The sequence below is a fragment of the Flavobacterium olei genome (genome assembly GCF_039749035.1).
Lineage (GTDB): Bacteria > Bacteroidota > Bacteroidia > Flavobacteriales > Flavobacteriaceae > Flavobacterium > Flavobacterium olei.
On record NZ_JBDKWC010000002.1, the window covers coordinates 92,038 to 107,294 of the forward strand.

The window sequence follows — 15,257 nt, forward strand, 5'->3', positions numbered from 1 at the left end:
ATTAGCTTAATTATTTAGTTCTTTTTTACTGCAGAACAGCCGGCCATTGTGGTAATTTTGATGGCTTCTGTGGCTGGCAGGCTGTCGTTTCTGTTTACAGTTTCCTGAACAACGTTTCTGGTGATTTCTTCAAAAACTTTTTCGATATGCGAAGAGGTCTGCAAAGCTGCCGGACGACCATAGTCACCCGCTTCACGAATAGACTGTACAATTGGAACTTCTCCCAAAAATGGAACTTCAAGGTCTGCTGCCAGATTTCTTGCTCCTTCCTTTCCGAAAATATAATATTTATTTTCAGGCAATTCTTCCGGAGTAAAATATGCCATATTTTCAATAATTCCCAAAACAGGAACATTGATGTTATCCTGCATAAACATCGCCACTCCTTTTTTAGCATCTGCAAGTGCAACTGCCTGAGGTGTACTTACAACAACAGCTCCCGTTATTGGAAGTGACTGCATAATAGATAAATGAATATCTCCGGTTCCCGGCGGCAAGTCAAGAAGCATAAAATCCAATTCTCCCCAGTCTGCATCAAAAATCATTTGGTTCAATGCTTTTGCAGCCATTGGTCCTCTCCAGATTACGGCCTGACTTGGGGCAGTAAAAAATCCGATCGAAAGCATTTTTATTTCGTAGCTTTCAACAGGTTTCATTTTAGATTTTCCGTCAACTGTTGTAGAAATTGGCTTTTCATTTTCAACATCAAACATAATTGGCATCGATGGTCCGTAGATATCGGCATCAAGAACTCCAACTTTAAAACCCATTTTTGCAAGCGTTACCGCTAAGTTTGCAGTTACAGTAGATTTTCCTACTCCTCCTTTACCAGAGGCAACTGCAATAATATTTTTAATTCCGGGAATAGCACGGCCTTTTATCTCAGGCTTTTCCGGAGCTTCCACTTTGATATTTACTTTTACTTTGGCATCAGGTGATATTAAATCATGAATTGTTTTTTTAATATCGTCTTCGGCTCTTTTTTTAATGTGCATTGCAGGTGTGTGCAATACTAAATCTACCACAGCTTCATCACCAAAAGTAATAACATTGGTTACAGCGCCGCTTTCCACCATATTTTTTCCTTCTCCGGCTATAGTGATTGTCTCTAAAGCTTTTAGAATTTCTTTTCTATCTAGTTTCATTGTAAATGGGCTATTTTTTTATTCTGGGAAAACACTTTATAAAATTATATTTATTTAAACTGATTTCAGTTTGCAAAGATAACAGATTAAGTTCGGAATTAAGTGTTTTTGAATTGTAATTATTGATAGGGAGATTATTCGAAATTATGGTCTGTATTATAAAAATATTAATTCAGGAATAAATTACGCTGAAATTCTCTGTTACTCACGTAATTTTATTTTTATCATTAGACAACTGTCTTTTTTGTCGAATTTTTCTTCTAATTTAAAGTCAAATCTCGCTATTCTTCTGTATATTTGATCTCTCATTTAATGAATTTCCAGTTGTAAAAGTATTTGAAAACCTGTTTTTAGGAATCTTTTTTGGGTTTTCGATATTTTTTATAAAGTTACTTTGTACCACTTAAACTTTAAAAATATGCGAAATTTTACTTTTTCAGCACTTCTCGTTTTGGTTAGCTTTTGTGCATTTTCATTTGTGTCATTTCCTGAAATCAAAAAAAATAGAAATTCATCAGCTATTTCTAACTATACATCCTTAACAATTGATGCAGCTGTTCTTACTACATTTTTTAAAAAGTATCCGAAACTTAAAAAATATCAAAAAGATGTGGAAGAGATTTATAAAACTAAGCAATACAAGTCTATTTGGTACGACGATAAAAGTATATCTGAATTTGCCGCCTTACTTTATCAAAAAGTAAACCTGCTTAAAGATCAGGGAATTGAAAGTGAAATGCCCTACAAAGATACTATTGATGCAGCTTTTAACGAAAGTGACAATATAATTCCCACTCAGACCGATACAGAATTATTACTGACAAACATGTATGTGTTTTATGCCAGCAAAGTATATTCCGGCGTCGATCCTGCGACCTTAAAAAAAATTGGATGGTATCTTCCTGCAAAAACCATTTCTTATTCGCGAATTTTAGATTCTCTAATTGTCGATTCTAACAGATTGAATGAAGACGATTATTTATTATTCAGTCAATATTACAAACTTCAGGATGCTTTAAAGAAATACCGTAAAATAGAAAAAGATAATCTCTGGCAGAAAATTACGATCGACAGCGCAACTTATAAAGATCTGAGACCCGACGACACTTCAGTAGTTATAAAACAAATTAGACAGCGTTTATTTGTGATTGGCGATCTTAAACAAGATTCTAAAAGTTCTTTTTATGACAGGGAATTAATGGATGCTGTTATGAATTATAAATTAAGGCATGTTCTTACGCCAAATTATATCATAACACGAGATCATATCAATCAGATGAATGAGCCTGTTAGCAAAAGAATCAAAACTATTATGCTAAATATGGAGCGCTGCCGATGGATTCCGACCAAACTGGCAAAAGCAAATGAATATGTTATGGTTAATATTCCGTCGTTTAGAATGTTCTATGTAAAAGGAGGAAAATACGAACTGGTTTCTGATATTTTTGTCGGAAGCAGGTTAACCGAGACTGTAATTTTTAGCGGCACCATGGACAGAATTGTTTTTAGTCCCTATTGGTATGTGCCGAACAGTATTATTCAAAACGAATTAAAACTGCAAATTGCAAGTGATAAAAATTATTTAGCAGACCATAATATGGAATGGAATGGAGGCAAAGTAAGACAAAAACCAGGACCCAAAAACTCCTTGGGATTAGTAAAATTCATGTTCCCAAATCCGAATGATATTTACATGCATGACACACCCGCAAAGAGTTTGTTTACTTTTGAAAAACGTACTTTTAGCCATGGCTGTATCAATGTAAAAGAAGCAAAAGGACTGGCTCTGGCAATTTTGAAAGACGATCCCGACTGGCCCGCAGATAAAATTGATAAAGCTATGAGCGGTGAAAAAGAAACCACTTGTATGCTTAAAAATAAAATTCCGGTTTATATCGGATACTTTACAGCCTGGGTGCAGGATAATGGTGAAATCAATTTTTTTCCCGATGTGTATGACAGAGATGAAAGTTTAGACAAATTGCTTTATTCTGACTCTGTTACCATGAAGTAATCTAAAAAATAAAAGCCCAACGGATCTAACTCAAATCTGTCGGGCTTTTTAAAAAAATGGTCTACAAGCTTATTCGTATTTTAAATATTTTAAAACGTCTATTTTGGTTACCTGATATGCTTTTGTTAAGACAATTATCAAAGTAAGCACTACTAATGAAATTAGTGCGGTGCTAAAAGGAACAACAGAAATGTTGATCCTGAAAGCAAAATCCTCAAGCCATTTTTGCAGTAAAATGTAAGCAGGTATAATTCCGATTGCGAATCCTATTAAACAGAAAAGAATATATTGTTTTGATAATTCTTTTAGTAAAATATCGGTTTCTGCTCCTAATGTTTTTCTAATTGCAATTTCTTTCAGTCTTCTCTCCATCGAAAATGATGCTAAAGCAAACAAGCCAAAGATAGCAATTATAATAACGACAAGATTCAGGATAAAAAACAAGTTTTTTTGCTTTACTTGCTCTTCATAAGTTTTAGCAAATCCTTTGTTAACAAATTCGTAATCAAAAGGATAATCTGGATTTACGTTTTTCTCCCAGTAGGTTTTTAATTTTTCTAAAGTTTCTGATAAATTATTTGGAGAAACTTTCACAAGTACATTATTAAAATTATTCCATTTCAGCGTTTTTAGATTTATAAAAACCATTGGCGGCACTTTATCCTGTAAACCGGTAATATTAAAATCTTTTACAACACCTACAATTTTAAATTTCAGGTTACCGGTTTCATTTCCCCATCCGGAAGTTATAATCGTGTTCACAGGGTTTTTTAAATTCAGTTCTTTTACCAAAGTTTCATTCATTAACATACTTCCAATAGTATCCGAAGAAAATTTAGGAGATAAATCACGCCCTTTTACTATTTTAATTTTCATCATATCGAGAAATCCAAAATCCATTTCGACATTTCTTGGCTGCACAAAAATCCCATTGTGTTTAAAACCCGAACTCGAGCTTGTGCTTCCTCCAAAAGAACCTGCAAAAGTAGAAACTTCGACAACACCTGGAATTTTTTGAATTTCCTGTTTGTCAGCCAGGTATTTCTCCGTTCTTTTTGATCGGTCCGGCTTATTGTACGGGATAGAAATAACCTGATCGCCGCTAAATCCAAGGTCCTTATTCATCATATAATCTACTTGCGAGTTAACGATTAAAGCGCCTATGATAAAAAAAGCTGCGATTCCGAACTGAAAAATAAGCATCGAATTTCTAATCCAGATTCCGCTTTTGCTTCTGGAAAAATTACCCTTAAGTACTTTTAAAGTTTCAAAGTTAGAGATATAAATGGCAGGGAAAATACCTGCAAGAATGATTACTAATCCAAAAATCGAAATGAGCTGCAGGTAAAATTCGCTGCCATTTATAGTCATTGTTTTATTGAGAAAATTATTATAGTATGGAAGCGAAAGTTCTACAATCGCCAGCGCAAATAAAATGGCCAATACGACGATTATGGCAGTTTCAAAGATAAATTGAGCAATAATTTGATTTTTTGTAGCGCCCACAATTTTTCGTACTCCCACTTCTTTGGCGCGTTTAATTGCCGATGCAGTTGCCAGATTGATGTAATTTACCAAAGACAGAACTAAAATTAAAACAGATAAACCGGCCATAATGTAAAGCAATTTTAAATTGCCCACACCTTCGGGTAAATTAGATCCCGAAGTTTTTGTGCTATGCAAACGTGCTGTTTTTAATTGATCCAGCAATACTTTGATTTCACCATTTTCTTTAACATACTGCGCCACAGTCTGTCCACTGGCTTTGGCATCTTTTACGGTTCTGTTGACAAAGTTAACGTTGTGCATTTTCTTCCGAACCACTTCCGGACTTGCCCCTTTTTTGATTTTAACCAGCAGTCCGTAGTTGAAATTTCCCCAGCTGTTTAAATCGCCTTCTCTTTTTACACCACTAAAAACATAATTTGGCTCGACAGACGAAGGCCGCTTAATACGATAAACCGCTTTAACGGTATAATTGGAAACATTGTAGAAAATAGATTTGCCAATTGGATCTTCATTTTTAAAAAGAATTTTTGCCTGCTCTTCAGAAATGGCCACACTGTTCTTTTCTTTTAAAATGTTTGTTTTGGCTCCTTTTATAATTTCGAAAGGAAAAAAATCAAAGAAATTCTCATCACTTGACATTATTTTTTTTGCCACCAGTTTTTGATTCTGGTATCTGACAATTTCTTCGTCGTACCAGGTATTTAAAAAACAAATTTGCTCAATCTCCGGAATTGTAGCTTTACAGGTTTCTCCAAAAGGAATCGAGCTCGTCGCCCACGTATCGCCGGTGGTTCCAATTTTATTGAGAACCATGTAAACGTTTTCTTTTTCCGGATTCCACTGATCATAGGAATGTTCATTGTTCCAGTATAAAATTGCGAAAATCACACCCGCAATCCCGATGCTTAATCCTAAAACATTTAAAAACGAAAACAGCTTGCTTTGCTTTAAATGATATATAAATATTTTAAACCAGTTAAAAATCATTTTGATTATATTTAATAGTTGATATGGCAGTTTTTTAAACCTGTGGTTTTAGATAATCGTAAAAATTTTGCAGACCAATTCTACCAGAACTACGAGTGCAGTGACAATAATTTTAATCATTTTATACTTATTTAGCGTCCATAAAAACATCAACATTGCGTTGATTTAATTTTTCAGAAAAGATAACTCCGTCTTTCATATGAATGGTTCTTTGCGAAAAAGAAGCATCATAATCAGAGTGGGTAACCATCAGGATTGTAGCGCCCTTAGCATGCAAATCGGTTAAAAGTTCCATTACTTCATTACCGTTTTTACTGTCTAAGTTTCCGGTTGGCTCATCGGCCAAAATAATTTTCGGATCATTTACCAAAGCTCTGGCAACGGCAACTCTCTGCTGCTGACCTCCCGAAAGCTGTTGCGGAAAATGTTTCAAGCGGTGAGAAATGTTTAGTTTTTCTGCAATTGCCTCAATTTTTTGTTTTCTGTCTGATGCTTTTACATTGTTATAAAGCAAAGGCAATTCGATATTATCATAAACCGAAAGCTCGTCGATAAGGTTGAAATTCTGAAAAATAAAACCAATATTTTCCTTTCTCACTTTTGCTCTTCCTTTTTCTTTCAAACCAATCATTTCCTGATCCAGTAATTTATAACTTCCGTCACTTGCACTGTCCAAAAGACCGATAATATTCAGTAAAGTGGATTTTCCACAGCCGGAAGGCCCCATAATGGTTAGAAAATCCCCTTTTTTTATTTCTAAATTGATACCGCTCAAAGCAGCAGTTTCTATTTCTTCTGTTCTAAAAACTTTGGTTAAATTCTGAATTGTGATCATAATTTTTTGGTTTTAAAATGTTATTGTATTCGTTTTTTGATTGATGATTGATGTTGTTCTTGTTTGAGATTTCAGGTTTCAGGTTCGCTTCGTTTACGTGAAACCTGAAACCTGAAACAAAACAAACTATTCTAAAGAAAGTACTTCGATATCTTTATAATCTGAGTAAGAAGAAGTAATTACCGATTCTCCCTCTTTTATGCCTTCTAAAATTTCATAGTACGAAGGATTTTCGCGTCCTAGTTTAATATTTCTTCTTTCAGCTTTATTTCCTTTCACTACAAAGATCCATTTTCCTGCCGTTTCCTGATTAAAACTTCCTTTCGGAATCACTAAAGTTTTATTCTTTTCAGATAAAATGAGTTTCACGCCAAAACTAAGTCCGTCCTGCAAAACGATATTATCTTTAGAGGTAAAAGCCAGTTCTACAGTAAAATGACCGCTTTTAACTTCGGGAATTACTTTTGTTACCAAAACTTCCAGGTTTTTTCCTTTAAATTCTACCTGACCTTTCAAACCTTCCCTGATTTTTTCCAGATAAAATTCGTCTACTTCTGCTGTAAGTTTATACCCTTTATTCGAGTCAATTTTTCCGATGCTCGCTCCGGCCTGAAAAGATTTTCCTAAGACTGGTTCAAAAGAAGTTAATCTTCCCGTTTCGGGCGCTGTAATTAAAAAATTCTTTTTGTTATTTCTAAGAATTTCCAGACTCTTTTCCATAGTCTGAATAGAGCGGTTGATTTGCGAAATCTGCACCTGATTACTTTGTTTTTCTTTCTGAACACTTTGCTGAATCGTTCTTTTACGCTCTTCCTGAAAACGAAGACTTTCTTTAAACGTATTCCAGTCATTTTTAGAAATTACATCCTTGTCGTATAGTTTAGCATTCATGTCATACAGCCTTTTCGCGTCGTTGTAATCATGTTCGATCAAAACAAGATCTTTGGTTAAATTCAGTTCTTGGTTCCTGATATTAAGTTTTCCTGTATTTAAATTATTGATTTGCTCGATAATAGCAGTTTCCTGAGTCAGATAATTCAATTCGGTATTCGGATTGTACAAACGGGCCAGCGATTGACCCTTGGTAACCATTGCCCCGTTTTCTACAAAAATTTCTTTCACAGATCCGCCTTCGGTTACGTTTACCAGCATGACATTCAAAGGTTCTACTTTGGCCTGAAAAACGACAAAGTCTTCAAAAAAAGCTTTTTCTGCTTTCTGAATGGTTATCTCTTCTGTTTTTACATTCAGCGTTCTTTTTGTACTAAACGAAAAAAAAACGATTACCGCGAGAACTAAAAAAACAGCAATTGCTATTGTTAAATATCTAAATTTTTTATTTTTACGAGGAATTAACTTGTCCATTTCTTTAATAATTTACTGATAGTCAATAGATAATTATTGTGCCATAAAATTTATTATTTGTAAAGCATTGATTTTAAAGAGTCTTTCAAAACAAACCAAAAACAGCAGTGTTCGATAATGAACACCTGACCGTTCGAAAGCGAACACAAAAAACCGATCATGCGAAAAAAACAAGCTCAAATACTAATTGTAGACGATCAGGAAGAAATTCTTTTTTCGGCAAAAATGATTCTGAAAAAACATTTTGAAACCATTTTTACAGAAAACAATCCAAAAAAAATTATTTCGATTCTGAACGAAAATGAAATAAATGTGGTTTTGCTCGACATGAATTATCGAATTGGTTTTGAAGACGGCCGTGAAGGAATTCATTGGCTTAAGGAAATTAAGACGCTTTCGCCCCATACGATTGTAATTTTAATGACTGCTTTTGGAAAGATTGAAACTGCAGTTGAAGGAATAAAAATCGGTGCTTTTGATTATGTTTTAAAACCCTGGAACAATGAAAAACTTCTTGAAGTAATTGATAAAGCCATTACAGAAAACAGAAAAAACAGCAAAAAAGCTGCTGTTGAAAAAGCAGACCAAACCGAAAAGAAGTATTTTGTCGGCACTTCGGCTAAGATCAAACAAGCGTATTCTATTGCCGAAAAAGTAGCCAGAACAGATGCCAATGTTTTGATTTTGGGCGAAAACGGAACTGGAAAATATGTTTTTGCAGCTTACATTCACCAACACTCAGAACGAAAAAATCAGCCTTTTGTGCATGTAGATTTGGGTTCGTTAAGTGATAATTTATTCGAAAGTGAACTTTTTGGCTACGCAAAAGGGGCTTTTACAGATGCCAAAACAGATACTGCCGGCAGATTTGAAACTGCATCGAACGGCACTATTTTTTTAGATGAAATTGGAAATATCCCACTGCATCTTCAGGCAAAATTACTACATGTTTTACAAACCAAAACCGTTACACGCTTAGGCGAAAGCAAACCCAGACCGCTCAATGTCCGTGTAATTGCGGCCACAAACAGCGATATTAAAGCTGAGGTGAAAAATAAAACTTTCCGTGAAGATTTATTGTACCGAATCAATACCATGGAAATAAATCTGCCCGCACTTCGGGAAAGAAAAGATGATATAGTGCCTATGGCGAACTTCATTTTAGAACAAATTGCCGAAAAGTACAATCCTGGTTCCGAAGCTTCGGGATGGCATTTTGATGAAAATACAGCCCCTTATCTTGAAAAATATCCATGGAAGGGAAATGTCCGTGAAATGGAAAATAAAATTGAACGCGCCATTATTTTGGCAGAAAACCATACCATTTCTGTACTGGATCTGGATATTCTGGATTTTGAAGAAATGGAGGAAAATGACGAAAATGCCTTGTCTGAAATGGAAAAATCTGCAATCGAAAAAGCATTATTCAAACACAATGGCAACATCAGCAAAACGGCCGAAGAGCTGGGGTTATCGCGCGCCGCTTTGTATCGTAGAATTGAAAAATACGATTTAAAAAATTAAAGAAAATGAATAGCGTACAGCTGAGCCGGATGTAATAATCAGGAAAGCCTGTTTCTATAAAATAATTATCTCTTCAGCTCAGGTTGGAGACAATTCGAGTAATAATGAAGAACTGGAAATTTTATAACGCCTTGTTTGCGAGAGTTTTGTTTTTAATGATACTCTTTCTTTGCAGCGCTTTACTTTTTTACAAAGATTTTCGATACAACGGAATTCTGGTGGGTTTCTTTGGTTTATTATTTTTATTTGAGATGTATTTTTTTGTCAAAAACCAACTGTTGTTCTATGACAAAACCATTAATTCTATTCTGCACAATGATTTTACGGCCAATTTTTCCGAAGAAAACAAGAAAGACAATTTCAAAAGTTTGTACCAATTATATGATACTTTGAAAGTACAGAAACAGGATCAGAATTCTAAAGAATTGATTTACCGTTCTATTTTGAATGGCATTGATACTGCAGCTTTAATTTTAGAAAAAGAAAATGATTCCTGGTCGATTTTTATAATGAACGATTGCTTTTCGAAATTGTTTAAAGTGCCAAAGGTAAGTCACTGGAAATATCTTCAGAACTATCTGCCGGGCCTTTGCACTGAAATTGAAAACGTAGGTTTTACCGAACTTAAAAAAGCGATTTCGATTAAAATTGAGGATCAGGATTTGCAGACTTTTATGCTTCAGACTTCGATTACACAAACGTATGATAAAGAATATTTTATCATTTTACTGGACAGTATTCAGCGTGTAATTGAGAAAAAAGAAAAAGAAGCCTGGATCAATCTTATGAAAATTATTTCGCATGAACTGATGAATTCCCTAACGCCGATTCGTGCGCTTTCGCAGAATTTACTTCACATTGTCGATCAGGATCAATTGGAAGAAGATGATTTTGATGACATCAAAAGTAGTATTTCGACCATTATAAACCGAAGCGATCATTTGCAGGTTTTTGTGGAGAATTACAGAAAACTGGCTATGCTTCCAACTCCAAACAAACAAATGACCCCAATTAATGCTTTGTTTGATGATTGTCTTCGAATTATGAATCCGGTTTTAAAAGCCGAGAATATTGAGCTGATTAATGAAATAAACAGTTCCCGTTCTATTTTAATTGATAAAAATCAGATGGAGCAGGTGATTATCAATTTGATTACCAATAGTATTCATGCTTTAAAAGAAAAATCAGAAAAGAAATTAATTATTTCGGGTTACACAGAAAACAATCGTTTTTTTATTGTTATTTCTGATAACGGGCGGGGAGTAGATGCTGAAATCCGGGACAAAGTTTTTCTTCCGTTTTTTACCACGAGAAAGGATGGTGCAGGAATTGGTTTAACACTTTCTAAGAATATCATCGAAGCGCACGGCGGTTATCTGAGTTACAATACCGATGAAGATAAAACCGACTTTGTGATTTGCCTCATCTGATAGACTTTCCTGCAAGGTTTTTAAAACCTTGTAGGTATAAAGGCGTTGTGGTTAACTCAAACCTACAAGGTTTTGGAAACCTTGCAGGAAACTAAATTGAACATGTTATAACTTATATCGTTCAAAAAATATTATTCCTGAATCTCCGGTTTCCAAAAATGTTTTTCCAAATCTACGATCTGGTTATTGACTACTTTGATGCCTTCGTTTTCCAAAAGCTGCTGCATTAAGTTAGTTCCGTCAAAATGATGTTTTCCGGTCAAAAGTCCTTTTTGGTTGACTACTCTGTGCGCCGGAATATCATCCATATTATGACAGGCATTCATAGCCCAGCCTACCATTCGCGCCGAACGGCCTGCGCCCAAAGCTTTTGCAATCGCGCCATAAGAGGTCACTTTCCCAAACGGAATTTGCCTTGCAATTACATATACTCTTTCAAAAAAGTTTTCTTCAGGCATAATTTATTCGGAATAAGAGGATTAGAGAGATTTAAAAATAAAAAATAATCTGCCAAATCTGCAGCATCTCCGAGAAAATACTAACCGAAATAGTAATTCAGGATATTGAAAAGAGTCAGAATAGCAATTAATCCGGTGATGCTTCCAATAATTTTGTTCATATTTCGCATCAGGTAATCTGTTTTCTTTTCGATTCTGCCAAAGAAGGCGATATAACTGTAAAGCGCGGCAAAAGATCCTAAAACAGAACCAAAAACAAAAGTGAAAATCACATTGTTTTCGAATGCGAAAAGATGGTATGAAGCGAGCGTTACACTTACAACCACGTAGTACGGAATGGGAAAAAAGTTTAAACCGGACAAAAGCATTCCTAAAAAGAAACGGCTTTTTTTACTGCTCTTTTTAATCTTGGATTTCTTTTTGGAGATAGGTTCTTTTGCAATAAAAAGAAAATAAATCGTCAGGATCGAAAAAATCACGAATCCCACTTCGCGTAATAAGGTTAAAACATCGGGTCTGTTGTCAATAACGCGGGCAAATAAAACTGCCACCGAAACCTGAAAAAGAATAACCAAAACAGCGCCAATTACAAACCATAAAGCATTTTTCTTTCCTTCTTTCATGTTGATTTTGGCTGCCGTCATGTTGATTAAACCCGGAGGAATAATACCTATGAAAGCGGCCACAAAGCCTGAAAGTAGTGGAGTTAGTAATGCCATTCAATACTGTAATGAATTGGAAAATTTGTTTTTAAAATTAAATTAGTCTTTAATTTTAAAACGAATATACGTAATTGCCTTGTTAATTTCTAAATATTGTTTTTCGTAGAAAGTCTGAATAGCGGTTACAACTTCCGGACTTCCTTCATTTTTATAAACATTATGGTTGGCGTATAAAACTTCGTGTCCTTCTCCGTGAAGCAATCCAAGGGTATAACCGTGCATAAATTCGCTGTCGGTTTTAAGATTTACAACCCCGTCTTTTTTAAGGATTTTTTTGTACAACTGAAGAAATTCAGAATTGGTCATCCTGTGTTTTGTTCTTTTGTATTTGATCTGCGGATCCGGGAAAGTAATCCAGATTTCGTCTACTTCGCCTTCGGCAAAAATATGATTGATCAATTCGATTTGCGTACGCACAAAAGCAACATTATGGAGTCCGTTTTCTACAGCGGTTTTGGCACCTCTCCAGAAACGCGCCCCTTTAATATCGATTCCGATAAAATTTCTGTCCGGGTATTTTTCTGCTAATCCAACAGAGTATTCTCCTTTACCACATCCTAATTCTAAAACTAATGGATTATCATTTTTAAAGAAATCAGAATTCCACTTCCCTTTTAAAGGCATTAAATCGCCTACAACTTCTTCGCGCGTTGGTTGAAAAACGTTTTGAAATGTTTCGTTTTCTCTGAATCTTTTTAATTTATTTTTACTTCCCACTTTTACAAAAATTTTCGGCAAAATTAAGGAATATAAACGAATGAATTGGCTTAGAAATGAGGTTTATATTTTTATGCCACGAATTACACGAATTTACACGAATTTTTCTTTTTTTAAGTTTAGTTGAAACCGCTCATCAGCAAAGCTGAGTTTTTAAAATAATTTGTGGAAATTCGTGTAATTCGTGGCATAAATCTAGTTATATTCCGGTGTTTCAGGAACGGCTAATAATTTTGGATCGAGTGTTTCATCGTGCTGTGATAAATCCAGTCCGATGTGTTCTGATTCTTCTGAAACCCTTAACGGAATAATAAAGTTGGTTACTTTAAATAAGAAATAGGCTCCGAAGAAAGTAAAGATAGAAACCAGAACCAGTGCCATCATATGATGTCCGAAAACACTCCAACCGCCGTGAAGTAAGCTTGCATTTTCGCCGTGAGCGAAAACTGCAGTCAGAATCATTCCCATAATTCCGCCCACACCGTGACAGGCAAAAACGTCTAGAGTATCGTCAAATCTTTTTGAGTATTTACAATTTACAGCAGTATTAGAAACCAAAGCCGTTACAAATCCGAAAAACATACTTTCGGGGACAGATATATATCCTGCAGCAGGCGTAATCGCAACCAGACCAACAACAGCTCCTATACAGGCGCCCAGCGCAGAAACTTTTCTGCCGTTCATCCGGTCAAAGAAAATCCAGGTTAACATGGCTGCAGCCGAAGAAGTAGTGGTGGTTGCAAATGCCATTGCCGCTGTACCATTCGCGGCAAGCGCAGATCCGGCATTAAATCCGAACCAGCCAAACCAAAGCATTCCTGTTCCTAATAAAACAAACGGAATATTAGTTGGAATATGCTGGCTGTTTTTTCTTTTTCCTAAAACAATAACTCCCGCCAAAGCAGCGAAACCAGAACTCATGTGTACTACAGTTCCTCCCGCAAAATCCTTAACGCCAAAATAACTTCCTAAAACTCCGGTAGGATACCAAACGGCGTGACACAAAGGAGCGTATATGAAAATGGTAAATAAACTAATGAAAACTAAATAGGAAATAAAACGGACACGCTCTGCAAATGAACCGGTGATAATAGCCGGACAAATGATGGCAAATTTCATCTGAAACAAAGCAAAAAGCATAAACGGAATCGTGTTGGCCAATTGTTTATGTGGCAAAACGCCAACATAATCCATAAAGGCAAAAGTCATCGGGTTTCCGAAAAAGCTGTAAAAATGATCGCCGGAACCAAAACCAACCGGTTCTCCAAAAGCTAAGCTAAAGGCTACCACAACCCATAAAAGCGTTACCACGCCCAGACAGATAAAACTTTGCAGCATGGTCGAAATAACGTTTTTCTTTCCTACCATTCCGCCGTAGAAGAAAGACAATCCCGGTGTCATAATTAAAACCAGGCAACTCGAAGTCAGCATCCAGGCAACATCGGCAGGAACAATATGGTCGGTTGTTCCAAATTCTGATAAAACATAACTATTTTCTGTTACCGTTGGCCAAAATGCACCAATTGTGCAAACGACACTGATCATAATAAAGGAAATAATCCAGCGTTTTTCTATTTTCATTTTAAAATACTTTGTTTAACCCTATTTTTTTTGGGGTCAAAGTTAAAAAAAAATAAAGATTCTCGTTTTGAAGGCTGTTAAAATAGAGGTTAGTGTTTTATTTTGATTGATTTTGTAAAATACAGCTTGTTTTTTTGACAGTATGGTATTCTAAAGTTGGAAAAAAGCACCGTTTTTAACGAATTTATTAAAATTAATTAAGCAATGACTCTTATAAAGTGCTAGAAAAGTTATGTTTATAATAAGAAATAGTAAAAATGTTTATTTTTTCTGAAGCTTAGAAATCAAAACGTCTTCGATTGGTGCTTTTATTTTAGTAACAGCGTCGACCTCATCATTAGGAACAGTCATCGATAATACATAATGCTGAATTTTCCATTCGTTCCCCACTTTTACTAAAACTCCCGATCCACGGCAGATTTTCATTTGTGTGTCTAACAATTCATCAAACCAGGCAATTTTTCCCGATTTATCAAAAAAGATATGACGTTCTAAAGCCTTAAAACTCCAGGTTGTTTTTTTATCAAAATAAGGTTTTGCCCAAATTTTAAAAGCCGGTTTTGTCCAGTTTTCTGTGGCATCGGTTCCTATATAAATAGCATCATCTGCAAGTGCAGCAAAATAGGCATCAAATTTAACTTCTGCAGCAGCTTTGTGCCAGGCGTCCAGAGTCTGATTAATTTTGTTTTTGTCGGTTTGCGCATTCGCGAAAGCGCCGATAAATAAAAGAAGTAAAGTGATTTTTTTCATAAAATATAGATTAAAAGTTTAAAGTTATTACTTTTTTTACCATATAAGTAGCATAAGTTAATTAAAGATAGGGTTGTTTCTAGAAAAGTTGCAGAGACACAAAGTTTTTATACTCTTTGCGCCCGAAGCCTTGGGAATGCGACTTTGCGAGACTAAAAGACAAACCTAATCAAAGTTAAACTTAAATTATCTTACATTACTTATATGGTTTAAATTCAAA

Annotated in this window: 12 protein-coding genes; 3 read left to right on the forward strand and 9 right to left on the reverse strand. The window is 35.2% G+C overall.

The window, feature by feature from the left end:
* Positions 1-14: 14 nt before the first annotated feature.
* Positions 15-1,145, reverse strand: coding sequence for an Mrp/NBP35 family ATP-binding protein (locus ABEB31_RS04345; RefSeq protein ID WP_347050122.1), 1,131 nt, complete (start codon positions 1,143-1,145; stop codon positions 15-17).
* Positions 1,146-1,563: 418 nt separating this feature from the next.
* Between ABEB31_RS04345 and ABEB31_RS04350 the strand changes: the two genes are divergently transcribed.
* The gene (locus ABEB31_RS04350; protein WP_347050123.1) at positions 1,564-3,159 is read left to right on the forward strand and encodes a L,D-transpeptidase family protein; all 1,596 of its coding nucleotides are present in this window, start codon (positions 1,564-1,566) and stop codon (positions 3,157-3,159) included.
* A 69-nt stretch (positions 3,160-3,228) separates the two neighbouring features.
* Here the strand turns inward: ABEB31_RS04350 and ABEB31_RS04355 are convergent, their stop codons facing one another.
* The 3 genes from ABEB31_RS04355 to ABEB31_RS04365 all read right to left on the reverse strand — a co-directional run bounded on the left by ABEB31_RS04355 (position 3,229) and on the right by ABEB31_RS04365 (position 7,855).
* A complete protein-coding gene (locus ABEB31_RS04355) occupies positions 3,229-5,655 on the reverse strand; it encodes an ABC transporter permease (protein WP_347050124.1) in 2,427 nt (808 codons plus the stop codon).
* Between the two features lie 127 nt (positions 5,656-5,782).
* Positions 5,783-6,490, reverse strand: a complete 708-nt coding sequence (locus ABEB31_RS04360) for an ABC transporter ATP-binding protein (protein ID WP_294780857.1) — start codon at positions 6,488-6,490, stop codon at positions 5,783-5,785.
* Between the two features lie 126 nt (positions 6,491-6,616).
* Complete coding sequence (locus ABEB31_RS04365) at positions 6,617-7,855, reverse strand: efflux RND transporter periplasmic adaptor subunit (protein ID WP_347050125.1); 1,239 nt, start codon at positions 7,853-7,855, stop codon at positions 6,617-6,619.
* A 159-nt stretch (positions 7,856-8,014) separates the two neighbouring features.
* Here ABEB31_RS04365 and ABEB31_RS04370 point away from each other — a divergent pair, with 159 nt between their 5' ends.
* Both ABEB31_RS04370 and ABEB31_RS04375 read left to right on the forward strand, forming a co-directional pair.
* The gene (locus tag ABEB31_RS04370; RefSeq protein ID WP_347050126.1) at positions 8,015-9,379 is read left to right on the forward strand and encodes a sigma-54-dependent transcriptional regulator; all 1,365 of its coding nucleotides are present in this window, start codon (positions 8,015-8,017) and stop codon (positions 9,377-9,379) included.
* A gap of 104 nt (positions 9,380-9,483) precedes the next feature.
* The gene (locus tag ABEB31_RS04375) at positions 9,484-10,809 is read left to right on the forward strand and encodes a sensor histidine kinase (protein WP_347050127.1); all 1,326 of its coding nucleotides are present in this window, start codon (positions 9,484-9,486) and stop codon (positions 10,807-10,809) included.
* A 131-nt stretch (positions 10,810-10,940) separates the two neighbouring features.
* Here the strand turns inward: ABEB31_RS04375 and ABEB31_RS04380 are convergent, their stop codons facing one another.
* From ABEB31_RS04380 to ABEB31_RS04400, 5 genes are all read right to left on the reverse strand, one after another.
* Positions 10,941-11,267, reverse strand: coding sequence for an MGMT family protein (locus tag ABEB31_RS04380; RefSeq protein ID WP_347050128.1), 327 nt, complete (start codon positions 11,265-11,267; stop codon positions 10,941-10,943).
* 80 nt (positions 11,268-11,347) lie between these two features.
* Positions 11,348-11,986, reverse strand: coding sequence for a LysE family transporter (locus tag ABEB31_RS04385; protein WP_347050129.1), 639 nt, complete (start codon positions 11,984-11,986; stop codon positions 11,348-11,350).
* Between the two features lie 42 nt (positions 11,987-12,028).
* On the reverse strand, positions 12,029-12,706 hold the full coding sequence (trmB, locus tag ABEB31_RS04390; protein ID WP_347050762.1) for a tRNA (guanosine(46)-N7)-methyltransferase TrmB: 678 nt from the start codon (positions 12,704-12,706) through the stop codon (positions 12,029-12,031).
* Positions 12,707-12,901: 195 nt separating this feature from the next.
* The gene (locus ABEB31_RS04395; RefSeq protein WP_347050130.1) at positions 12,902-14,287 is read right to left on the reverse strand and encodes an ammonium transporter; all 1,386 of its coding nucleotides are present in this window, start codon (positions 14,285-14,287) and stop codon (positions 12,902-12,904) included.
* A 261-nt stretch (positions 14,288-14,548) separates the two neighbouring features.
* On the reverse strand, positions 14,549-15,037 hold the full coding sequence (locus ABEB31_RS04400) for a nuclear transport factor 2 family protein (protein ID WP_347050131.1): 489 nt from the start codon (positions 15,035-15,037) through the stop codon (positions 14,549-14,551).
* Positions 15,038-15,257: the final 220 nt, after the last annotated feature.

Coding starts and splice junctions, on each gene's coding strand:
- ABEB31_RS04345 (WP_347050122.1), bottom strand. CDS start 1,145: ATGAAACTAGATAGAAAAGAAATTCTAAAAGCTTTAGAGACAATCACT.
- ABEB31_RS04360 (WP_294780857.1), bottom strand. CDS start 6,490: ATGATCACAATTCAGAATTTAACCAAAGTTTTTAGAACAGAAGAAATA.
- ABEB31_RS04380 (WP_347050128.1), bottom strand. CDS start 11,267: ATGCCTGAAGAAAACTTTTTTGAAAGAGTATATGTAATTGCAAGGCAA.
- ABEB31_RS04365 (WP_347050125.1), bottom strand. CDS start 7,855: ATGGACAAGTTAATTCCTCGTAAAAATAAAAAATTTAGATATTTAACA.
- ABEB31_RS04375 (WP_347050127.1), top strand. CDS start 9,484: ATGAAGAACTGGAAATTTTATAACGCCTTGTTTGCGAGAGTTTTGTTT.
- ABEB31_RS04370 (WP_347050126.1), top strand. CDS start 8,015: ATGCGAAAAAAACAAGCTCAAATACTAATTGTAGACGATCAGGAAGAA.
- ABEB31_RS04350 (WP_347050123.1), top strand. CDS start 1,564: ATGCGAAATTTTACTTTTTCAGCACTTCTCGTTTTGGTTAGCTTTTGT.
- ABEB31_RS04385 (WP_347050129.1), bottom strand. CDS start 11,986: ATGGCATTACTAACTCCACTACTTTCAGGCTTTGTGGCCGCTTTCATA.
- ABEB31_RS04400 (WP_347050131.1), bottom strand. CDS start 15,037: ATGAAAAAAATCACTTTACTTCTTTTATTTATCGGCGCTTTCGCGAAT.
- ABEB31_RS04395 (WP_347050130.1), bottom strand. CDS start 14,287: ATGAAAATAGAAAAACGCTGGATTATTTCCTTTATTATGATCAGTGTC.
- ABEB31_RS04355 (WP_347050124.1), bottom strand. CDS start 5,655: ATGATTTTTAACTGGTTTAAAATATTTATATATCATTTAAAGCAAAGC.